This window comes from Christiangramia aquimixticola (genome assembly GCF_048285835.1).
In the GTDB taxonomy this organism is placed as follows: domain Bacteria; phylum Bacteroidota; class Bacteroidia; order Flavobacteriales; family Flavobacteriaceae; genus Christiangramia; species Christiangramia aquimixticola.
This window is the reverse complement of record NZ_JBLVTL010000149.1, coordinates 1-321: the sequence shown is the minus strand read 5'-3', so window position 1 is coordinate 321 and position 321 is coordinate 1. Positions and strand designations below refer to the sequence as shown.

At 37.4% G+C, this 321-nt stretch carries 1 protein-coding gene; it reads left to right on the top strand.

Features of this window, described 5'->3' with window-relative positions:
- Positions 1-95: 95 nt before the first annotated feature.
- Positions 96-321: hypothetical protein (locus ACNKXV_RS13890; protein WP_417908313.1), on the top strand; the 226-nt coding region annotated here is incomplete at its 3' end.

Sequence of the window (321 nt, the reverse complement as noted above, 5' to 3'; positions counted from 1 at the left end):
CTTGGCTGGGTTTCAATTTTGCCAATTACGAGATGCTCGAGTTTCCCAATTTTTACTTCATCTCCAATAATACACCGAAATTTGAATCGGAGGAAATGACTCAATTCAGGAAGTTATTTTATGATACTTACCTGGTAAATCCATCTTTGAATGTCATTCTGGGAGCTGAATTAGTCAATTGGATCTCGGCCAATGCCCTTTTTGTAAATGACTATGATCTTCGAATCTCTCTCGATCAAAAAGGATATCATCCAGGAAAATTGACTTGGGGCTTTAATTTCCAAAACACAAACAACAACACCTATTCACCGGTTTTCAAAC